17 protein-coding genes and 4 pseudogenes are annotated in these 19,913 nt (G+C 66.6%); 10 read left to right on the top strand and 11 right to left on the bottom strand.

Annotated features, from left to right (window positions below; translation table 11 throughout):
* Nucleotides 1-65 precede the first annotated feature (65 nt).
* Entirely contained in the window at nt 66-509 is a 444-nt protein-coding gene (locus ACFWDI_RS28005; protein ID WP_385307881.1) for a MarR family winged helix-turn-helix transcriptional regulator, read from the top strand.
* A 633-nt stretch (nt 510-1,142) separates the two neighbouring features.
* Here the strand turns inward: ACFWDI_RS28005 and ACFWDI_RS28000 are convergent.
* The 4 genes from ACFWDI_RS28000 to ACFWDI_RS27985 all read right to left on the bottom strand — a co-directional run bounded on the left by ACFWDI_RS28000 (nt 1,143) and on the right by ACFWDI_RS27985 (nt 5,675).
* Nucleotides 1,143-1,931, bottom strand: a complete 789-nt coding sequence (locus tag ACFWDI_RS28000) for a hypothetical protein (RefSeq protein ID WP_385307879.1) — start codon at nt 1,929-1,931, stop codon at nt 1,143-1,145.
* Nucleotides 1,932-2,182: 251 nt separating this feature from the next.
* Nucleotides 2,183-3,496: an MFS transporter gene (locus ACFWDI_RS27995; protein ID WP_385307877.1), complete on the bottom strand. Its 1,314-nt coding sequence runs from the start codon at nt 3,494-3,496 to the stop codon at nt 2,183-2,185.
* Nucleotides 3,493-4,098, bottom strand: coding sequence for a helix-turn-helix domain-containing protein (locus tag ACFWDI_RS27990; protein ID WP_385307875.1), 606 nt, complete (start codon nt 4,096-4,098; stop codon nt 3,493-3,495). Before ACFWDI_RS27990 ends, ACFWDI_RS27995 begins: the two co-directional genes overlap by 4 nt.
* A 464-nt stretch (nt 4,099-4,562) precedes the next feature.
* On the bottom strand, nt 4,563-5,675 hold the full coding sequence (locus ACFWDI_RS27985; RefSeq protein WP_385307873.1) for a DUF1152 domain-containing protein: 1,113 nt from the start codon (nt 5,673-5,675) through the stop codon (nt 4,563-4,565).
* A 154-nt stretch (nt 5,676-5,829) separates the two neighbouring features.
* Between ACFWDI_RS27985 and ACFWDI_RS27980 the strand changes: the two genes are divergently transcribed.
* The 6 genes and pseudogenes from ACFWDI_RS27980 (at nt 5,830) to ACFWDI_RS27955 (ending at nt 8,933) form a co-directional block, all read left to right on the top strand.
* Nucleotides 5,830-6,291 carry a UTRA domain-containing protein gene (locus ACFWDI_RS27980; protein ID WP_385307937.1) on the top strand — a complete coding sequence of 154 codons (462 nt, stop codon included), beginning with the start codon at nt 5,830-5,832 and terminating at the stop codon, nt 6,289-6,291.
* Nucleotides 6,292-6,649: 358 nt separating this feature from the next.
* Nucleotides 6,650-6,799 carry a hypothetical protein gene (locus tag ACFWDI_RS27975; RefSeq protein WP_385307947.1) on the top strand — a complete coding sequence of 50 codons (150 nt, stop codon included), beginning with the start codon at nt 6,650-6,652 and terminating at the stop codon, nt 6,797-6,799.
* 23 nt (nt 6,800-6,822) lie between these two features.
* Nucleotides 6,823-7,060 (top strand): annotated as a pseudogene (locus ACFWDI_RS27970) (transposase); the annotation flags it as partial.
* Between the two features lie 32 nt (nt 7,061-7,092).
* Nucleotides 7,093-7,644, top strand: a complete 552-nt coding sequence (locus ACFWDI_RS27965) for a YciI family protein (RefSeq protein ID WP_385307935.1) — start codon at nt 7,093-7,095, stop codon at nt 7,642-7,644.
* Between the two features lie 322 nt (nt 7,645-7,966).
* The gene (locus tag ACFWDI_RS27960) at nt 7,967-8,293 is read left to right on the top strand and encodes a hypothetical protein (RefSeq protein ID WP_385307871.1); all 327 of its coding nucleotides are present in this window, start codon (nt 7,967-7,969) and stop codon (nt 8,291-8,293) included.
* 112 nt (nt 8,294-8,405) lie between these two features.
* Nucleotides 8,406-8,933: pseudogene (locus ACFWDI_RS27955) on the top strand (hypothetical protein).
* Between the two features lie 173 nt (nt 8,934-9,106).
* Here the strand turns inward: ACFWDI_RS27955 and ACFWDI_RS27950 are convergent.
* From ACFWDI_RS27950 to ACFWDI_RS27935, 4 genes are all read right to left on the bottom strand, one after another.
* On the bottom strand, nt 9,107-11,866 hold the full coding sequence (locus tag ACFWDI_RS27950; protein ID WP_385307869.1) for a TIR domain-containing protein: 2,760 nt from the start codon (nt 11,864-11,866) through the stop codon (nt 9,107-9,109).
* A 541-nt stretch (nt 11,867-12,407) separates the two neighbouring features.
* Nucleotides 12,408-12,650, bottom strand: a complete 243-nt coding sequence (locus tag ACFWDI_RS27945) for a hypothetical protein (protein WP_385307866.1) — start codon at nt 12,648-12,650, stop codon at nt 12,408-12,410.
* Nucleotides 12,651-12,757: 107 nt separating this feature from the next.
* A complete protein-coding gene (locus ACFWDI_RS27940) occupies nt 12,758-14,002 on the bottom strand; it encodes an MFS transporter (protein ID WP_385307864.1) in 1,245 nt (414 codons plus the stop codon).
* A 240-nt stretch (nt 14,003-14,242) separates the two neighbouring features.
* Nucleotides 14,243-15,154: a patatin-like phospholipase family protein gene (locus tag ACFWDI_RS27935; protein WP_385307862.1), complete on the bottom strand. Its 912-nt coding sequence runs from the start codon at nt 15,152-15,154 to the stop codon at nt 14,243-14,245.
* Between the two features lie 325 nt (nt 15,155-15,479).
* On the opposite strand from ACFWDI_RS27935, the pseudogene ACFWDI_RS27930 reads away from it, so the two are divergent.
* Nucleotides 15,480-15,667 (top strand): annotated as a pseudogene (locus ACFWDI_RS27930) (IS5/IS1182 family transposase); the annotation flags it as partial.
* A 396-nt stretch (nt 15,668-16,063) separates the two neighbouring features.
* On the opposite strand, the gene ACFWDI_RS27925 reads toward ACFWDI_RS27930, so the two are convergent.
* Nucleotides 16,064-17,158 carry a M20 family metallopeptidase gene (locus tag ACFWDI_RS27925; RefSeq protein WP_385307933.1) on the bottom strand — a complete coding sequence of 365 codons (1,095 nt, stop codon included), beginning with the start codon at nt 17,156-17,158 and terminating at the stop codon, nt 16,064-16,066.
* A gap of 108 nt (nt 17,159-17,266) precedes the next feature.
* Between ACFWDI_RS27925 and ACFWDI_RS27920 the strand changes: the two are divergent.
* Nucleotides 17,267-17,377, top strand: a pseudogene (locus ACFWDI_RS27920) (anthranilate phosphoribosyltransferase); the annotation flags it as partial.
* Between the two features lie 118 nt (nt 17,378-17,495).
* Here the strand turns inward: ACFWDI_RS27920 and ACFWDI_RS27915 are convergent.
* The gene (locus tag ACFWDI_RS27915; RefSeq protein ID WP_385307860.1) at nt 17,496-17,882 is read right to left on the bottom strand and encodes a winged helix-turn-helix transcriptional regulator; all 387 of its coding nucleotides are present in this window, start codon (nt 17,880-17,882) and stop codon (nt 17,496-17,498) included.
* Nucleotides 17,883-18,040: 158 nt separating this feature from the next.
* On the opposite strand from ACFWDI_RS27915, the gene ACFWDI_RS27910 reads away from it, so the two are divergent.
* On the top strand, nt 18,041-19,012 hold the full coding sequence (locus ACFWDI_RS27910) for an NADP-dependent oxidoreductase (RefSeq protein ID WP_385307858.1): 972 nt from the start codon (nt 18,041-18,043) through the stop codon (nt 19,010-19,012).
* A gap of 504 nt (nt 19,013-19,516) precedes the next feature.
* Here the strand turns inward: ACFWDI_RS27910 and fdx are convergent.
* Entirely contained in the window at nt 19,517-19,855 is a 339-nt protein-coding gene (fdx, locus tag ACFWDI_RS27905) for an ISC system 2Fe-2S type ferredoxin (RefSeq protein ID WP_385307856.1), read from the bottom strand.
* Nucleotides 19,856-19,913 lie beyond the last annotated feature (58 nt).

Below are 19,913 nucleotides of genomic sequence, written 5' to 3'. Positions count from 1 at the left end.
CGCCGTGCACGCTTCACCTTCACTGTAGCAGGCGATGCGTGCGCGGCGCACGCTATTCTTGGAGTGTGGAGAACGAAGTAGGACACGAGATCGCAGACGCGCTGGGCATCTTGCTGCGGCGCACCACTCGCGCACAGCTGCACAAGAAGCTCACCACGGGCATGGGCGAGGCGGTGGACGAACTGACGTACCCGGTACTCAGCGCACTTGCCCGGACCGGACCCCGCAGCGCGGCCGACCTGGCCCCCGACGTCGGAGTCGACCGCTCCGGCGTCACCCGCCGCGCCTCCCGGCTGGAGGCCGCCGGCCTCATCCGTCGCGAGACGGACCCCACCGACCGACGCGCACACCTACTCGTCCTCACCGAGCAGGGCGAACTCGCAGTGGCAGAACTGCGAACACGTCTGGCTGCCCACATCGTGGCGAGCCTGTCCTCGTGGCCGCCGGGCGAAGCCGAGACATTCGCCCACCACCTGCGCCGCTTCACAAGCGAAGGCCCGTTCGCATGACTTGGTCGCGTTGGCGCTGTCGTTGTTCCGGCGAGCCGTCAGGGACAGCCCGCCACGAGCGCGACGGTGGCGGTTGCGGCGTGGGTACGAAAGGTGTTCCAGCGGATCGACTCCCCGTTGTGATGCTTGATTTCAGTGCGCCTGGTCGCGCCCAATATGCACTTGCACGTGCGCATCCACCGATGGGCGGTCAGGGAGAGAGCGCATCGGCCAAGCTGCTGCGGACCAGCCGACGGGGCCACGTCACCGCTGCATGATCCGCCGTAGCGGCCTACCCTCGGAACATGAGCGAGATCTTCGTGATGTACGAGCTCGATCAGCCGCCTGCAGCGCGATCATTCACCGGAAGGTCCCCGGTAGAGGAGCGGCCCGTCCTGCGCGTGCACGCGGCGAACGCCGCTCCTGGGTCTTCTACCACTCCAGGGCCACGCACACTGTGCGGTCACGACACGTTCGCCATGGAGGCGGCCTCCTGGAAGCCCTCGGAGCATCCCGGTTCATCGTGGTACACACCGAAGTACGCCCAGCTCGTCTGTGCCCAGTGCGCGACCGTAATGGAGACCTGATGAGCCCTTCAAACGGCTGTGCCTCCCTGCTGGCTGAGCACCTTGGGCGGGGCGGCCTCCTGTCGGATCAGCTGATGGGCTGACGTGTCTGAGCGCGGACCTTGAGGGTGAGCTCTGCGTACTTGCTGAGGTCGATGTTTTCTGGGCGCTGCTTGTCCAGCTCGGCGCTGGCGAACAACACAGTGGCTGCGGTGCTGCCGTCGGCCCACGCGCAGGCAGGGTTGGTGACTGGTTTGTGGTCGTGGGAGCTCATCACGGCGCAGCTCAGCGTCACGCCGGTCCCTGCCGGGGTGATGTCCCTGGGTGGGGCGAACAGCTCGTTGCCCTCGGACGGTTCCTCGAGGCCCTGCACCATCTCCCGGCGGACGTATTTCGCCTCCCGGATCTGTCCGTGCAGACCGGTGATGACGAGCGCATCGGAACCCGACACCCCGCCGGTGTAGGTGGCAATGGTCGCCGCATGACTCCGGATACGGTGATCGTGCAGATCCTTGAGGCTCTGCTTCCCCTCCGTCTCCGACGAGTCCTTGGCCAGCGTGTACTCGTCGTCCAGCAGCGTCTTCGGCACGGTCAGTTGATGTGTGGCCTTCGGCCAGTTGCCGTCCGCGACCCCGGCCGCGTTCAGCACGAGGAACAGGACGTAGCCGAGGCCGCCGAGCAGGACCAGGGCGCCGGCGACGGCTACCAGACCCGCCCTCTTCTTGGGCTGCGGCGGCACCCAGGTGCCCGAGAACTGCGGATAGGGCCCGGCCTGACCGTACGGGTGCTGAGACGGGACGTGATGCGGATTCTGCTGCTGTGCGGGCTGCCCGTACGGGCCCGGACTCTGGTGTGGCTGCTGTGACGGCGTGCTCATGACCATGACGCTACGTCACACACACCGCCCGTCCGCGGGCGCGTCGCTTGAGCCGTACGCAGGACTGTCGGCCTTACTGCTCCCGCCCTCAAGTGGAAATCCGGCGGAGGTGTGGGTTATGGGTTGGGGTGTGTCTGAACCGTTGGCGCGCCGGCGGCTTGGCCCTCACTTCGCGCGGCAGTTTTCCCGTGAGATCCAAAGGGAGGTCCTGGCGCTCTGCTCCGAGGGACGGTCGCCAGACGCGGTCGTGGTCAATGACGAGGTAGGACCGGCTCGCCATCGGGATCCAGCGGAAGCTTGGAATTGCTCGTGGGCTGACGGGACGTCGGCAGGTCCCGGGACCGCCGGATCGGGGAGAAGAACAGGATCAGTGCGGCGAGCGGGACCCCCGCTGTCGTGATTGCCATTGCGGTGCGGATGCCGAGCGCGGTTCCGAGCGTGCCGTCGAGCAGTGCTCCGAGAGGGATCGTCCCGTAGCTGAGGAATGCTGTGCTTGCGGTGAGGCGACCGAGAAGATCCGGCGGGCAGTAGCGTTGCTGGAAGCTTGCCTTGATGACGTTGCCGGCCACGACGCCTGCGGAGACGCAGAAGCCGCCTGTCACGAAGAGCAGGATCCCGGCTCCGCCGACGGTCAGCGGGATGAGCAGAGCGAGCACGGGAAGTCCCAGTTCGAACAGTAGCGTGGCGCGGGCCGTGCCGATCCGGCCGGCGACCCGGCGTGCGACGAAGGCCCCGGCAACGCCTCCGGTGCTGGTAGCCGCGATGAGTGCGCCGACCGGCCCGGGGGTCAGGCCGACGCTCCGGACCAGGAAGACCACCTGGATCGACTGGTATCCCATCAGAGCCAGGTTGGAGGCGGCCCCGAAGAGCGTCAGTGTGCGGAACCAGGGGTCGTCGGCGATCAGCCGCAGCCCTTCGCGGACTTCACTGACCAATGATTTGGGGCGGTGATCGGTCCTGGTGACGCGTGGCTCGCGATGCCGGATGCCTGCCAGGCAGAGGAGGGAGACGAGGAATGTCGCGGCGTTGGCGAACATCCCGTTCACGGCACCCGCCAACTGTGCGATCAGGCCGCCGGAGCCGAGCCCGGCGATCTGGGCGGCGGACGCGCTGCCGTGCAGTTTGGCGTTGCCCTCGGGCTGGTCGTCGGGTTCCAGAATGCTGGGGAGGTAGGCGCTGTAGGCGGTCTGGAAGAACACCGCTGCAGTGCCCGTCAGCAGTGCGACGGCCAGCAGTAGTCCGATACTCAACCAGCCGAACCAGGCGGCGACCGGGACACCGGCGAAGAGTAAAAGGGAGACCGCGGCGGCGGCCACCATGATCGGTCTGCGCCGCAGCCGGTCCACCCAGACACCGACCGGGAGACCGATGATCAGCCAAGGGGCCCAGGCGGCGGCGCTCAGCAGACCGACTTCGAACGTGCTGGCATGCAAGGTGGAGACCGCGACCAGCGGCATCGCCACCCCGGTGACGGACGCGCCGAACTTGCCGACGGTCTCGCCGCACCACAGCAGGCGGAAATCGCGGTGGCGCCGCAGGAGGCCACCGCCTATGCCCTCGCTCATGCGGTGCCACGCTCCTTGCGGGGGAAGGACTGGAGCTGCACAACGACAGGGAGCGCGTCCGGGGCGGGCTCGGCGTCCGGGGCGGGGGTATGGCGGGCGATGACGGCCATCAGCTCCGCGTTGAGCGCCTCCAGCTGATCCGGTGTCATCCGCAGGTCACGCCAGTCCGAGATGGTGCCGGCGCTCCGCCACCTGTCGTCCCAGTCCTCGCTGAGGTAGTTCATGACCCGGCTGAAGTAGTGCCGCACCAGTTCGTGCAGGTAGACCGACAGCGCGCCCCGGGTGTCGGGATCGTCGCGGAAATCGGCGGTGTTCAGCTCGTTCGTGATGCCGATCCTTCTCCACCAGCGCTCGCGCTTTGTGCCCCGTCCGGTTTCTTCCTCGATGAAGCCGTGCTCGGCGAGGTGGCGCAGGTGCCAGCTGATGGTGCCGGTGTTCTCCCCGAGGCGTTCGGCGAGCCCGGTGGCGGTGGCGGGGCCGTCCAGACTGAGCAGTTCAAAGATGTTCATTCGTAGCGGATGGGCCAGCCCCCGCAGGCTGCGCGCGTCGATGCGCCGGGTGGGCTTGGCGGGCTTTGGTGTGCGTTCGGGTTGGTCGGACATGCCAACAGCGTATGTTGCAGAGTCTTCTCTGCAGAGAAGACTCTGCAACATTTCGCTGCGACTTGGCGCGGGACCCGCTACCGGCTCGGTGGGCCTGAGGGGCAAGCCAAGCAGGTGGAAGCGTTCGACTCGTTGATCGCGGAGAGGACTGCAGATCTTGAACTGGTCCCGGTGGGTAAATGGTTGTGCTCACACCAGTGTGATGAGGCGAAAGCCGCTGAGGACAACAGTTTCGGAGTAGATGTCCAGCTCGACCGGGCCGCGGACCGGGGAGGCGTCCCAAGCCCAACCGTGAAGTTAGGGCTGGGCGGAGGGTTGGTTCGGTGGCTTCACGGGGGAACGGAGCCCGGCCGTTCCCCGTACCACGGGCAAGGAGGTAGTTGTTAGCGAGCCCGGTGAGTACACCCGCCGGAAGATCGTCCAGGACAGACGTCAAGCATCACCCGACGCCTAATCGTCAGCCGTCAACCGAAGCTCGACACATCGGAAGGGATGTGCCAGAGCGGGGCCGCGTACTGCTCAGGACGGCTGCTGAGCAGCAACGCTCTGAGGTCCTGGCGCTGCTTGCCGCCGAGGCCAAGGGCCTCGGTGATGCGGCGGAACGTCGTGTGGGTGACGCCCCGACTGCGGGCCTCGGCCTCGAATCGGTCGAGTTGGTGGAGCGTGGTCTCGGGGTCGAGCCTCTGCTCTGGCTGGGTGCCGAGCCAACTAGCTTTGTTGCGTTCGTAGTCGATCTCGGAGTAGCCGCAGACTTCACGGCTGTGCTGCTCGGCCTCGTCGAGCGTTTCCGTGGCGAGGATGGCGCGGGCGAGTGCGTTGCGATTGAGGGCGTCGTCCAGGTCGGCTTCATGGACGGTGGGGGCCTCGTCGGTGAGGGGGACCGGTAGACCGGCGTCCCGAACTTCGCACAGGCCTCGAACTCCTCCGGCGGTGGCCGCGAGCATTGCCGTTGCTTCGGAGGGGTGCCATTCCAGGACCGAGGTGACTGGCTCGACGTGCTCGGCCGTGAGAGTCATGACCGGTGGGCCCATGCGGTTGCGTAGGTCGTCGGCGGAAAGCTCGCCATCCAGGCCGGGGCCAGCGACCAGGAGCCGTACGGGAGCGTTGACTTGGCAGCAAGCCGCCAGCGTGAGGGCGTCGGCGAGTGGGCTGCGGAGGGTTGGTTCGTCGCCCCGCGCGAGGATGTCGCCCCCGACGTCCAGGAGGTCGATCGACTCAGGTTCCAGGTACTGGATGAGCTCTTCGAGCTGGCGGGTGATGCCCTCGGCGCCGTGATGCGGGTCGATCAGGGCGAAGGTGTGCGGCAGCTCGGCGGCAAGCCGGGGGAGTGTCGATCCGGCGGGCGCGACGGGTGTCGCGTCGGCGGGCACGGCTTGGACGCTTCTGGTGAGAGGGCGCAGGCCGGTGAAGTTGGCCGGCCCTCGTGGACCGGGCACGGGGTCGATCAAGAGGCGGTCCCACGCATAGGTGAGGATCACCGCCGGGCTCTCTCCGCTGTAGAGGGCGGCGTCGAGCATTGCGGCGGCGACCGCGTCGCCCCCTCCACCTGCTGCCACGATCAAGCGCGTCACCCTCATCAGCGTACTGATCACCTCGGCCGGATGGCGGGAGGCTCCCAGCTACGTTGCCGAGGCGCTGCATCTGACGGCCGGCGCCCGGGATACACCGGCACCGGGTTACCAAGAATGAGCCCGGGCCCGATCACCCTGTCCACCTCATGGTTCGGTCCGGATACGGGTCAGCGGGGGGCCGAACCTCGCGGAATCGGACCGGAGCCGGGAGGGGACGCTGATGTACGTCGAGAATCAAACTGTCCGGCAGGGCAGTTATGCCGAGGACCGGATGTGTGCCCGGCCGGCCACCGAGGGGGAGGCAGCCGATCTGGAGCTGGAACTGGAGCCTGGTTCGGCGGTGCTGATTGTTCATCACGTCGTACACGACATGCAGGATCACCCGGTGGAGGTCGACGAGGCGACGTACCCGCCCGGCTGTTGGGCGTTCGAGAAGGGATACCCGATCGGCTGGAACGTCGCGTCTCTCTTCGTGAATCGCTTGCGGGTGCGGTGGATGCCGGGGGCGAGGTTGGAAGCGTGTTGGCTCCCGCTCGGAGTGCGCGGGCTTCCTCGGGCCGCTCCGTCACGCCGGCCTCAGAAGGTCTGGCAGCCATGGCCGGACCGTATCGGCAGGCATTGAAACCGCCTTCATGGCCCGACCTGCTCGGGCCCGGCTGCAGGTGGCAGGTGGCAGGAGCGGAGCGGGTCCTTCGTCGGTCGGGCAGCTTTGCCGGAACAGGCGGTCGGCCGTGAGCCTGGCGCCGCTCGGTGGGTGGGTGCGTCGGGCCGTCCACGAGCTGACCACTGGTCGGCGGGCGGTGGGCGAGACGAAGTCCGAGGCGGGAAGCGGGTCGTGTGTTGCCGCGTCTGATACAGAAGGACGTGGAGCGGGACCTCAAATGGTTCGCCCAATGGGAGGTCAACGGCCTGCTCTTCGTCGGTGGGAAGGCGCCCTGTTCCGGCGGACTTCGTTCGGCCGCAAGTGGGCTGGGGCTCGCGTGAAGGTCGGACTGCCGGACAACTTCCGCTTCTACGACCTTCGGCGCGCCGGCCACACCCTGACGACGGAGTCCGGGGTGACGCCGAAGGGCGCGATGGTGCGGGTCGGTCAGTCCACCGCTCGAACCTCGACCGGCAGAAGGGCGTAGCGGCCCTCTCGAGCGCGTGTAGGCGCGACGAGGTCCGAGCCCTGGGCATCGTGGCGGCCATCGCCCGCCGGGGCACCCGGCACGGAACTGGCCTGGGAACCTACCGATGGGTGGTTCGAGCGAACCTTCGCCTGGCTTCACGGCTTCAAACGCCTCAGGATCTGCTGGGAACGGCAGACCGCCATCTGTGAAGCCTTCCTCAAACCGGCCTGCCGTCTCATCACCCACTGCCAACTCAGCTCACTGTGTGAGCCGTTGTAAGAGGTTTGAGCATGGTGATGAAGACTGTGGGCATGGAGTTCTTCTGCTACCACCGCGATCGGCCCGGCTCCGTGGCGCTGCGCCACGAGCTGCTCGAAGAGCACTGGTCCTACATGGACCGGTACGCGACGGAGATGATCGCCCGCGGCCCGACCCTCACCAGCGACGGCGACGCGCCCACCGGCAGCGTGCACATCGTCGATCTGCCGGATCCCGCCGCCGCCCGCGCGTTCGCCTTCGACGAGCCTGGCTACCAGGCAGGCGTGTACCGGGACGTGCTGCTGCGTCGGTGGCGCAACACGTTGGGGCGCACCATGTGGGATTTCCCCGGTGGCCGCACCGGTGGCAACCGGTACCTGGTGCTCGGCCTCGGCACGGGGCAGGCTGCTGACCTCGCCGTGCCGCCCGACCAGGACGAGTTGATCGCGTACGGGCCGCTGCTGTCTGACGACGGCGCCACCTGGCTGGGTACGGCGGCGCTGGTGCGGGCATCGGACCCGGACACGGCACGCGCCGTCCTGACCCCGGACCGGTACGCCGACATCGAGGTTCACAACTGGCAGTTCGGCGGGCGGCCGTCATGAACCGAGGCGTCGCCAACCTTCCACGCCATTGTGTTAACCGTTGTGAGAGCTCCTGACGGAATCAGCTGCCCGCTTTCACCCTGATCGTGTCATCAGGCACGGCAAAGCCTGTCTGGCCGTGTGTCCGGCAGCTTGTGGTGGGATCACCGCCGGTCTCGGCTCCGACATCGACTCCCCCCGGCAGGGGACACCCGGCCCGGCCAGGTTCGCCAGCCGGGCTTGATCTTCTCCCAGACGGCTGAGCACGTTGGCTCGGGAAGGTCGTCGAAAACCTGCTGCTGACCGATCGATAGCTGATGAACGTGGTTGGTAGTGTCCGACCGTGACCTTGACGGACCTCAGTGAAGGTTTTCGTGACGACGCTCAGCGGCGACGTGTCCAGGCAGTGATCCATGACCGGCTCGCGGACGACCGGGATCAGCAGGAGTGCCGCTATCTCATGCGGTTGTTGTGGCAGGTGAGCATGTCGTATCAGGAGGTGTCGATTGAGCAACTCAGGATGAACGTGGGCAAGTTGAAGCTGGAAGTCGTCGAAGAGCTGATCAGTGCCATCAGGACATCCCCTGATGCGGTCGATGCCTGGATCGTCACCACGCAACAAGCGTGTCCCGTGATTCACGACAGCGGCTTCGCGGCCAACTTGGACTAAGTCGCTGTTGTCTTTCCGGGCTTGAGGACTGCCTTGTCGCTGGTCGGGCATAGGGTCGGCGATCTCGTGGGAGTGGTGACGTGTCGTGTCGTCGCTCCCGTGGAGGTCGGGGATGCCGTCGGTCGTGGGGCTGCTGGAACAGCGCGAGCTCACCGCTCGCCGTCGTGCGGACGAGGTGTGGGAGCAGGCCGACCGTATCCAGGCCGAGCTGGCGGTGGCAGAGCAGGACTGGAAGGAATGGGCTGTCGCCCGCTCGCGGGTCGGCGAGGTGCTGGCCCCGGGCGGCGACGGTCTCGCAGGACCTGTGGGATCCGGATGGGCAGCCGGTGCGGCCCGAGCCCCCGAAAGAAGAGGCGAAGCCGAAATCGGTGGTGCCGATGTGGCGCGCGGGGCCGGCCTGGTCGGCACTGTCGAGGGACTACCAGCGCATCCTACGGGTCCTGGCCGACCGGAACCGGCTCCGTCAAGGTCCGCTGACCTGCCAGGAGATGGCCGCCGCCTTCGGCATGGACCCGGTGCCGACGAAGGTGGAGGCGCTGCGGTCGAAGGCGAAGCGGGTGGTGGCCGTGGCTGGCTGGCCGAGCCGGCGCCGGGACGGTTCACGCTCGCGCGGGGCGTGGCCGGGCTAGAAGATCACTGAAATACTTGGTTGGGGCGTCTGGTTGTCGGCCGGCCTCATCAACGAGTACCGCCCGGCGAGCTGACCGCCCGGCAACCCAGCAGGTCAGATGCTGTGCAGCCATTTTGAAGCAGTACGAGGGTCCAGGTCGCCACTTCATCATCTGGTCGAACGTGCCAAGGTAAATCAATGTTCTACGCTCGCGGCTTGCCCTTGCATTGGTCTTGGTAGCCGATGACGTCCGAGACCCACTTTTTCCAGTCGGATTCGGACATGTTGGAGGGCACGCGCTCGCAGAGTTCGTCCAAAGGATTCGGAAAGAGGTGCCAGATGCGGGCGGAGCTGTCGGTGTCGCCAAGGGAGATGAGATGGCCGCTGTCGGGGGTGAATGTCAGGGCCGCGACGGGATCGGTGTAGGCGGAGATTCGGGCGGAGATCAGCGTGGCTCCTGTTGGATAGATGACGACGGAGCCGTCTGAACCTGCGGACGCGAACCACTGGCCGTCGGGGCTGTAGGCGATGGCCGTCACTCTGCCTCTGCGCACGCCGACCGCGATGAAGGTCTTGACGCCGTCTTCTCGCCGCCAGACCGTGCCGTCGGCGGTCCCGAGGATCAGAGTGTGGCCGTCTGGGCTGAATGCCATCGCCTCAACGGTGCTCTGCGTGTTGTAGACGGGAAGGGATTTGGTGTCTGGGTCGGCGATGCCGAGTTTGTTGTTGTCGCAGCTGTACGCGACGCGCTTGCCGTCCCGGCTGACGACGATGTGCTGTGCGGCGCAGCCGATGTCGATCGACGCGCCGGGTTTGCCGGTGAGGCTCGCATCGAGGTCTTCGAAGACCAGCTTTCGTGACGCGGATCCGATCACGATTTCCTTGCCGTAGGGCATGAAGGCGGCGCTCGTGACCAAGCTGATGGATGGGTCGAGTTTCACTTTGCGGACGGTGGTTCCGTCCCACAGGAGAACTCCACCCGCATAGTCCACTATCAGAATCGATTTGCCGTCTTGCGAGTAGCTCACGCTCTCGGCGCCGTGCGGTAGTGGCAATGTCTTGACTTGTGCGCCGGTTTCGTAGTTCCACAGGCGCACACCGTCGGGACTGCCCACAGCCACATCAGTGCCACGCGGATCGACCGCAATCGCAGCCCGGGCAGTCTTGCTGGTGAGTCCGGTCGGCGCGAAACCGGTCATGGCGTCCCACCGGCGCACGGTACCGTCGTCGCCGAGTGAGATCAGATTCTTTCCGTCAGACGTGAATCGGACGTAGTCGACAACGCCACCGTGGCCGGTCAACGGGAAGCCGATCGCCATCCCGGTCGCCATGTCCCACTCACGGATGGTCTTGTCCTGACCGGCGGTGGCGATGTGGGTGCCGTCAGGCCTGAATGTGATGTCTTCGATGCCGCCTCGGTGACCGGACATGACGGAGCCTGCGCGTTTTCCCGAGCCCGGATCCCACAGTTGCAAGCTGCCGTCGTCGGTGCCGACGGCGAGGCTACGTCCATTCGGACTGAAGGCGATGCTGCTGATGTTGTTGTTCCGATAGCCAATTCGGAACTCGTCGGCGTTGTCAGAGCCGAGACTGCGAATACGGACAACCGACCCCCCGTCATCGAGGCTGTCAAAGGCTATCCTTCGTCCATCAGGGCTGAAGGCAACGCGACCACCTTCGGCGGTAATGGGTGAACCGATCGGTTTTCCGGTGCGGACGTCCCAGAGGCGCACGCCCCCGCCAGCCACGGCGACGGTGTTCCCGTCGGGACTGAGCGCCAGGGATTCGGTGGTGTAGCCGTCCTTGGCGAACTCGGTGATCTTCTTCCCTGAAGCGGTATCCCACACCACAATGCGTGTATCGTACGCGGCGGCGACGCGGCTGCCGTTAGGGGTGAACGCAATGGCGAGAATGGTGAAGTCGTTGGTCGCTGCGGGCTTCAGTGCGGGTCCGGAAAGCAGCCCGGTCCGGGTGTCCCACAGCTGAAGCCGCCCCTTGTTGGCAGACGCGGCGCGCAGGCCGTCGGTGGTCACGGCGGTGAGGCCGTCGGCGACGTGCGAGGCGGGTTCAGTGACGCTCAGCAGATTCGGGCGTGCGTAAACGGCGTCTAGCGCGGCGTTGTAAGCGGCGCCCTTCACCGCGGGTGACACGGCAAGCGATTGTGCCGCCATCAGCCATTGATAGGCGCGAACGTCGTCGCCGGTATCGGGGTCGGCTAACCGGGCTTGTGCCTGCGCGATCGAGCTCAACGCGGTGGCATCGCTGGCGTTCCTGATCGCCCTGTTCCTTTCGGCGTTGGCCAGCAGGTACTCGACTCCTAAGCCGACCGTCAACAAGAGGATCACCGACATGACCAATGCACCGATGGCCACCAGCCTTCGGTGTGCTTCGACGTCCTCGTTGTCGAGTTCGCGTTTCGAGCGGCCGTGTACCGGAGCCGCCATCGTCGCGATCGCGCTGCGGAACTCGCTGTGCCGCAGAGACAGATGCGTCGCGTCGCGGGACCAGGTGAAGTCCTGCCACAGTGGTTCCGCATCGAAGTATCCCGACAGGCTTCGAGGTAAGGCGTCGGTGGCCTCCCAGTCGAAGTCACCCAGTTCGTCATCCCAGCGGATCGTCCCGTCGGTCAGCGCGACGATGAACTTGTCGTTTCCCTTGGTGCGCTGCCAGAATTCGATCTCCTTGCGCACCCATTTCGACTCCGCGGCGGCGGGTGACGCGAGCAGCACGAAGAACCGTGCGTCGGCCAGCGCCTGCTCGATCGAGCTGCCGAGAGAATTGGACGCGGACAGGTCCGTTTGATCCCGGAACACAGTCAATGCGCGTATCCGGTACCACTTCTTGGCGAGGCGCGAAAGACTGCGCTGGATTGCCGGAGCGAGCCGAGAGTCGGCTGCTCTGCTATAGGAGACGAATACATCGATCTGCTTGGTGTCGCGCTCCCCGCTGCGTCCTCTTCCCACTTCGCGATCGTATCCGAAAGCCTCGAGCCACACCCCGCACTGCTTCAAAACCCCTTCACCGCGGCTGTGCGCCTGCCAGGGCTTCGGCGTAGTCGACCGACGTCCGTTTTGTGATCACCCGAGGCCGAGGAGCGTGACGGGTTGGCGAGCGTTGCTGCGTTCTGCGGGGCATAGGGCCGAGCAACGTTGTCGGGTGGGCAGGCATCAGTCGGTGCCTGCCCCACCGCCGCCGACCTCGTGGGCCGTCAGCGCATGTCGATAGGGGGTCGCACCGATCTGTCTGGCAGGGGGCCGTACGTCGGCTTGCGGGTGGTGGGATTCGCCGGTGCAGGCATATTGCGGTGCGCAACCGCTTCGGCGAGCCCTGCGTCGTATCTCGCTCGCGTCTCCGGGGCATGTAGCGTCTGCGCGAGCCCGGCCCTTGCTGGGGTGCTGAATGGTGCCGCATGTGTCCTGCCCTGCGCCGTCCTACCCGCCCGGACAGTGCGGCTCGGCCTTGCCGGGGATCCTGAATGCTGAACCGGGCCCGCGGCGTGATTCATCAGCACGGCGGCCGGTACGGCAGGTCCGGCACGTGGCGCGTCCACTCCTCAGGGGTGATTCGCTTGCCGACCCTCGTGCACAGCTCTTCGATGTTGGAGTCCGGGTCGAGCTCCCAGAAGTTGGTCTTTCCGTAAGTGGTGCTGACGGCCAGGGTGTGATCGTCCCCGGCGAAGGACAGCTCGGTGTCGGCTCCATGGTCGATGTGCAGAATCGCCCGCAGAGCGGTGTCGCTTGCGCCCACATCGTAGCTGCGGATCGTCCTGTCCCGGCCGACCGTGACCAACCTCTTCCCGTTGCCGCTCAGTTCGACCCAGGTGGCGGGTCTTCACCGACCCGGCCCGCCCTGTCTTACGCAGTCGCCAAGGGCTCGAGTTCATCGGCGGCGCGGGCGTCCCGGGTGCGGGATACCGCGAGTACGAGTGCCTGGATGACCGCTCCACACAGTCCCACCCACAAGGCGAACCGATAGCTGACCTGGTCGGCGAGCAATCCGCCGAGTGGCGCCCCCACCGCCACCATCCCCCAGTTGAACGAGCGGATGGTGGCGTTCATCCGGCCCCGTAGACGGTCGGGCGTCACTGATTGGCGATAGCTCATCTCCACCGGGCTTTCGATCGAGATCGCCAAGGACACCACGAAGAAGGCCAGCGATACCGAGAGCAGCCCCCACGGTCCACGCTCAGCAAGGACCATCGGCAGCCAGGCAGCCGCGGCAAGGATGCGGAACACGATCAAGGTGGCACCAACGTCCAGTCTTCGCACCACCCACCCCGAGAGCGCACCACCAAGTACCGCACCGAGCCCCGCGCAGGCGTAGGTCACTCCCAGGCCGAAGTCCCCGATCTTCAACTCACGCAGCGCGTAAACCACGAAGACCGTGCTCACGATGGTGTTGAAGAGGAGCATCGCGTGCGAGGTCAGCGCGATGGATGCCAGCGTCCGATGGCGGTAGACCCAGGCCACACCCTCGCGTAACTCGCTGCCAAGGCTGCGCCGCGCGCCTCGATCGGGGACGGGATCGTGTGCTCGTACCGAGGCGAGCAGCATGCCTGACATCAGATAGGTGATTGCGTCCACCAGGATGGCAAGCGGTGCACCGATGAATCGGATCAGCACTCCGGCGATCAGTGGACCGGTCGAACCGGCCACCGCGCTGGCCTGCTCCATGCGGGCGTACCCTGCGTTGAGGAGTTCCTTGGGCACCAGCCGTGGCACGTAGGACTGGTTGGCCGCCTCGAAGAAGAGGCACAGCACTCCGAAGGCGAAGACGCACACGCACAGTGCAGCGATACTGAGCCGGTCCAGCGCATACAGCAGGGGGATCGCGCTGAGCAGGACAGCCCTGCCAAGATCCATGGTGACCATCATCGGCTTGCGCCGGCAGCGATCCACCAGTACCCCGGCCAAGAGGCCGAAGAGCAGGTAGGGAGCCCAGCGGGCTGCGTTGACAAGGCCTACCTCAGTGGCAGATGCACTCAACGTGACGGCGGTGAGGATCTGCAGGGCCAGCCCAGAGACCTGCGAGCCGAAAGCTGAGACTGCGGAGGCGGTCCAGAAGCGTATGTACCCAGGAACGTCCATCAGACGCGGCATGATCGGAGCGTACCCAGCGGGGCATCTCTGCACTGCACCTGTTCGGCGGGCCCCGCGACCGGGGCGCGTGTGCAATGGCGGTAGGAACTTGTCGAGAGGCGGCGGCTGTTGCTGTGATGAGGATCCTTGAAAATCGCTACTCCTGCTCTTCCTCCCCACTTGGTTGCACGATCAACGAGGGAGTCGGATGCGCCTGCGCGTTGACAGTGCGGCGCTCTACAGAGGCGGCGCGCGGGCGTATTACGGTGCCTGTTCCCGGGAGCCGATCGTCAATCTCGGCGGCTGCCGCGGGTTATGCCACGTAGCGCGGATCCGCTCAGCGGCTTCGCCGGCTTGCCGGACCCCGGCCCTGTAGGCCGGTTGCCAGGCCGCCCGGTCGTGCAGGTCGCGCCCGAATACCTGCGCTGTCTCTTCGTCAGGACCGATCGTCACGACCGCGTCCGAACCGGCTTGCGCGAGTTCCTGGGTGAGCGGCTCGCGGGGGAGTAGATGAGCCATCGGCTCGATGACGACCAACACGCGCGCACCAACGGCGAGGTCGGCACTGGTTCCCGACCGCAGTCCACCATCCATGTACCGGCGGTCGTTGATGGTAATCGGCGGATAGATGCCCGGGAAGGCAGTGCTTGCCGCGACGACGGATGACAGCGGGGCGCCACTGGCACCGTCGAAGACCTCCGACTCGCCGGTACCGGCGTCCACCGCGGTGATGAGCAGCTTCCGGTCCGGCCATCGGTCTGTGCCGACCATGGCGCCCATCCTGGTGATATGCGCCTGCTCGGGGCCGGTGGCGGCGGTGTGCGCGAGCCGGCCCACGAGAGGCCGTTTCTCGGCCGGGGTCAAGCCGGTGTCACGGAGCACGGCGAACACCTCACCCAGCCGGTCTCCGTCCACCTGGGGCGGAGTGCCCTGGGAACCAACGGCCCGCGCGGGGGTAGCGAGTCGGCTGCAGTCCTGGCCGGAGGCCAGCAGGGCGCCGACGATCGCGCCTGCCGAGGTACCGATGAACAAGTCGGCCTCGGCCAGGTCCACACCGGCCTCGTGCAGCCCGACGACGAGCCCGGCCATCCAGGCTGTACCGACGGCTCCTCCTGCTCCTAGAGCGACCGCCCGCCCGTGAGGTCCGCCTGAAGCGGGCGTACTTGTGGTCACTGGGCGCGCTCCGCTCGTGTCGTTATCGGCACGTCTTCCCCTTTGTTCGATCCGCAGTTCCCACTGAGGCTATATCGCGTTGGCGTAGAAGCCCGGCCGGGCTGTCGGGTGAATGCGGGCGAACTCGGCCACTGGCCAGAGCTGACGGGTGGGGAACACGGCTAGCGGGTCCGGGAGTTACTGAGCAGGGGGTGGGGATTTCCGGGATCCCCATCAGCTGCGTGCTGAGACGGTGATGTTGCGCCGGGTCAGACACCCGGACTGTGCCGTCCCGAGGCCCGCGAACTCCTCAAGGCCGCACCGACACCAGCCGGAGCTGCCCAGGCCCGCTCCTGGCGACGGCGGCTACCCGGGCACCGGCGCCCTGATCCCGCACCGCAAACCTCGCGGCGGCACGCTCACCGACAAGCAGACAACGCCGTCCATCGGCGAGCCACGGCCCGCGTCGAGCATGCACCCTCCCGAATGAAGGACTGGAAGATCCATTGCGACTGGAGAGCGCGTTGCCCCGGCCACCTCGATGCGCACGCCCCACACCTGTCGGCACCCGTACCCATCGGGTCGCAGCTCGCCCACGTGTTCGCAGGTGATCTCGCCGCCACTCGGCACCTTGACCCGGCCAAGAGCTTCACGTGCTCACTGGGCACGCACGTCACCACGAACGGGCCGATCTCGTAATGGTGGTGCGCCTCCACCTCGACCGTGAGGTGGCCGAACCCCGGGGAGCGTCCGCAGCCCGGCCTGGCGGCTCCGCGAGCACAACGGGCTCGAGATCGCCGCCACCGCCCCCGAGAGGAGGCGCCGCAAACCGCACCGTCGGCAGCGGGCCCGATCACCGAACGCGAATCTCGGTGATCGCAGATCGCGACCTCGCGTGATCGCTCACAGGTCGCGCATGCTCTCGTTCTTTTATGTGGTCTGAATCGCGTTCACCAGTCCAGCAGCAAGGTTCGCCCGCACGGCCATTGTTTCGATCACCAGGTACTCGTGGTCGGCGTGGGCACCGCCCCCGACTGCTCCAAGGCCATCGAGTGTTGGCACCCCCAGTGCGGCCGTGAAGTTGCCGTCGCTTCCGCCGCCGACTGCCTTGCCTTCGAGACCAGGAAGCAGCTGCCTTGCCACCGCAAAGAGCTCGGCCGACGCCGACTCAGGCATCGGGGGTCGGCTGACAGCTCCCTGAACCGCGATCTTCGCCTCATCGAGATGCGGAGCCAGTGCTGCGAACGCAGCTTCGATTCGTTCCTTCTCGCCGGCCGACTCGACCCGGACGTCGACGAGGACGGTCGCCTCTGCGGGAACGACGTTGTCCAGGGTTCCTGCGGACGCGACGGTCGGGGTAACAGTCGTGCCCATGTCGGGTCGACCAAGCGCTGCGATATCCAGTACCTGGTGTGATGCTTCGATCAGGGCGTTGACCCCGGCTGCGGGCTCAAGGCCTGCGTGCGACGCCCGGCCCGTGATGGAGACTTTGAACGTGCCGCAGCCTTTACGGCCGGTCTTCAGGGCTCCGCCATCAGCGGCGCCCTCGAACACAAGTACAGCGCTGCAGGCAAGGGCTCGTTCTTCGATGAGAGCTCGAGAGGACCGGGAGCCGACCTCTTCGTCGGCGGTCATCAGGATCTCGACGCCTGATCGGTCATCGAGCGTCGCCAGGCCATGAACCGCCTGTACCAAACCGCCAAGCATGTCGAAAACCCCGGGGCCGCTTGCATGCCCGTCTTCGACCATGAACGGGCGGCGTTCAAGGGTGCCGAGCGGAAACACCGTGTCATGGTGACCGAGGATCAGTACTTTGGGATCGCCACCAGCTGACCAGTGGACGTGCGGCCCGGCTTCGCTCTCAACGAGGATGGCCTGCCCGCCAAGACGGCTCTCGATGACAGCGGCGACAGCTTTGGCTGATGCCGTCAAGGCGTCGACATCGCGCGATGGAGACTCGATTTCGACGAGTGTCCTGAGGTCCTCAATCATCGCGTCAACACTGACATCGACGGTCTTGTGCATCGTCACGTTGCAAGGGTACTTGGTACGCCGTGACGGAATGGAGTGCGCAGGTGTTGTGGGCATCGTGGGCGTCGGCGGCCGACGGCCCACACGGTGAACGTGAGCACCATGGCGGCCGTCGTTGTCGCTGCTGCCGGCGCCCCGGTGGTCAAGGGCGGCGGCCGTTCGGTGTCCAGCAAGGCTGGTTCCGCCGGCGTTCTGGAAGCCCTGGGCCTGCCACTCGACCTCACCGCCGGCGAAGTGGCGCAATGCCTTCGCGAAGTCGGCATCGGTTTCATTCGGCTGAAGGTGCCGTTCGGAGCGCCCGCCCCCCCGCTGACCGCGCCCGGCGTTCAGCTCAGTCGCGGGCGGGCTCGTCGGCCCCGGCGGAGCGAATGTCGTCGAGGTGCAGCTCCACCCAGCCGCGCAGCTGACCCAGCGGCACGGCGACGCCGCGCCCCAGCTCGGTCAGTTCGTACTCGACGTGCAGCGGCACGGCCGGATAGACCGTGCGGTCGACGAAGCCGTGGAGCTCCAGTCTGCGCAGGGTGTTGGTGAGCACCTTGGGGCTGACACCCTGGAGCCGCCGCTGCAGCGAGCCGAAGCGCTGCGGGCCGTCTGCCATGGCACCGATGGCCAGCGCCGACCACTTGCTTGCCAGGACGTCCAGGACGTCACGGCATGGGCACTCTGACGCGAACACGTCGTGATCGGCGTGCTGCCCCGTCGTACAGGGAACGGACATGAATGGTGCCTCCTACGCGGCTGTGACCTCAATGCTTCCCCGTAGATAGTAGTAGCCCTTGCGGGTTACCACTACCCGGCGGGTAGCTTTCGAGCGTCGATGATCAGCCGACCGGGCCGTGCGTCCGCACCCCCGGCAAGGTATGCAGGAGAACCCGAATGAGCAGCAGTGAGACCATGCGCGCGATCACCCAGGACCGCTTCGGCGGACCCGAGGTGCTGCGACTCGCCGAGGTGCCGCGGCCCGCGCCGCTGCCCACCGAGGTGTTGGTGCGGGTGCGTTCCGCGGGTGTGAACCCGGTGGACTGGAAGACCCGCGAGGGCGGCGGCATGGCGCAGGTGCTGGGCGAGCCACCGTTCGTCCTCGGCTGGGACGTGTCGGGCGTGGTGGAAGAGGTCGGCTTCGGCGTCCATACGCTCGAGGTCGGCGACGAGGTCTACGGCATGCCGTGGTTCCCGCGCCAGGCCGGTGCGTACGCGGAATATGTGACCGCGCCCGCGCGGCAGTTCGCGCGCAAGCCCGCAGCTGTTGACCACGACGGTGCTGCCGCGGTGCCGCTGGCCGCGCTCACCGCCTGGCAGGCGCTCGCCGACGCCGCTCGGATCGAGGCAGGACAGCGGGTGCTGATCCACGCGGCAGCGGGCGGCGTGGGGCACTTCGCCGTGCAGTTCGCCAAGCATTTCGGCGCGCACGTCATCGGCACCGCGCGGGCCGCCAAGCACGACTGGCTGCGCTCGCTCGGCGCCGACGAGCTGATCGACTACACCCAGGTCCGTTTCGAGGAAGCGGTGCACGACGTCGACCTCGTCATCGACCTGGTCGGCGACGGGCAGGACTCGACCAGCTCCCGTTCGCTGAAGACCCTGCGCCCTGGCGGCACGATCGTCGCGGTGCCGTCGGGTGTCTCCCGCGAACTCCTGGAGGCAGCCGGCGCACAGGGCCTGCGGGCGAAGCCCTTCCTGGTGGAGCCGGACGGCGCGGCGCTCACCGGGATCGCCTCACTGATCGACAAGGGCTCGGTGAGCGTCGAGGTCGAGGACGTGCTGCCGCTGGCGGACGCCGCCGAGGCGCACCGCCGGGGCGAGGAGGGCCGCACTCGCGGCAAGCTGGTGCTGCGCGTCACCGACTGAGCTCCTTGACTCCATCCTCTGTGCCACCGAACCGGAGCACGCCACCGAGCTTGGCGTGGCTGGAGCGGCCGGGGCACGTCGGCGGTTCGCCGTACGCGGCCGGTTGAGCGGACCGAGGCGTTCGTGTGGCTGCCGATGGCGGCTGCGAAGGACCTCACGCCCCGACAACTGCGCGCGTACGCGGTGATCGCGTTCGCGGAGCAGATGGGCATCGCGGCCGGCGAGGAGACCGAGAAGAGCTGAACCAGATCAACTGACACGAGCACCAGCATCCGCGCGCCCACGACCAGATCGGCTGAGGTTTTCGCCGCTTGCAGTCACAATCCATCTGGTCGCCCCAGGTCACAGCCCCGAAGGCTGACCGATCTCGTCGAAGTTCGAAGATCGGCCAGTTCGTCTCATCGAAGCCTGACCACGACTCGGGCGCCAGCAGCCAGGTTCGCTGCTGGCGCCCGAGTCGGTGGACGCCCCCTCCAAGCTTTCCCCGGTGCGGTGGCCGACCGTCTAGTGGTTCTCCGAGGCGTGGTTGATCGTGTACTTGGGGATCTCGACGACCAGGTCCTCCTGGCCGATCAGGGCCTGGCACGAGAGGCGTGAAGTCGCCTCCAGCCCCCAAGCCATGTCCAGCAGGTCCTCTTCCTTGTCGTCGAGCTCGTTCAATGACGCGTAGCCCTCGCGCACCACCACATGGCACGTAGTGCAGGCCACCGACTTCTCGCAGGCGTGCTCGATTTCGATGTCGTGATTCAACAATGCGTCGCAGATGCTTTCACCCGAGGTGGCCTCGATGACCGTCCCTTCCGGGCAGTAGGTCGGATGGGGAAGGATCACAATCTGTGTCATGGTCAGCACTCTAAGTAACTCTTCGAGTACTCGTGGGGAGATCCGAGGAGAGGCCGCC

The sequence above is a fragment of the Streptomyces sp. NPDC060064 genome, assembly GCF_042736455.1.
GTDB lineage: Bacteria > Actinomycetota > Actinomycetes > Streptomycetales > Streptomycetaceae > Streptomyces.
The sequence above is the reverse complement of the archived record's forward strand: the minus strand, read 5'-3'. Positions and strand labels throughout refer to the sequence as shown.

What these genes read in the sequence shown, in the direction of transcription:
- ACFWDI_RS28000 (WP_385307879.1), bottom strand. Translation starts at nt 1,931, where the DNA reads ATGAGCACGCCGTCACAGCAGCCACACCAGAGTCCGGGCCCGTACGGG.
- ACFWDI_RS27995 (WP_385307877.1), bottom strand. Translation starts at nt 3,496, where the DNA reads ATGAGCGAGGGCATAGGCGGTGGCCTCCTGCGGCGCCACCGCGATTTC.
- ACFWDI_RS27990 (WP_385307875.1), bottom strand. Translation starts at nt 4,098, where the DNA reads ATGTCCGACCAACCCGAACGCACACCAAAGCCCGCCAAGCCCACCCGG.
- ACFWDI_RS27985 (WP_385307873.1), bottom strand. Translation starts at nt 5,675, where the DNA reads ATGAGGGTGACGCGCTTGATCGTGGCAGCAGGTGGAGGGGGCGACGCG.
- ACFWDI_RS27965 (WP_385307935.1), top strand. Translation starts at nt 7,093, where the DNA reads ATGGAGTTCTTCTGCTACCACCGCGATCGGCCCGGCTCCGTGGCGCTG.
- ACFWDI_RS27940 (WP_385307864.1), bottom strand. Translation starts at nt 14,002, where the DNA reads ATGCCGCGTCTGATGGACGTTCCTGGGTACATACGCTTCTGGACCGCC.
- ACFWDI_RS27925 (WP_385307933.1), bottom strand. Translation starts at nt 17,158, where the DNA reads ATGCACAAGACCGTCGATGTCAGTGTTGACGCGATGATTGAGGACCTC.
- ACFWDI_RS27915 (WP_385307860.1), bottom strand. Translation starts at nt 17,882, where the DNA reads ATGTCCGTTCCCTGTACGACGGGGCAGCACGCCGATCACGACGTGTTC.
- ACFWDI_RS27910 (WP_385307858.1), top strand. Translation starts at nt 18,041, where the DNA reads ATGAGCAGCAGTGAGACCATGCGCGCGATCACCCAGGACCGCTTCGGC.
- fdx (WP_385307856.1), bottom strand. Translation starts at nt 19,855, where the DNA reads ATGACACAGATTGTGATCCTTCCCCATCCGACCTACTGCCCGGAAGGG.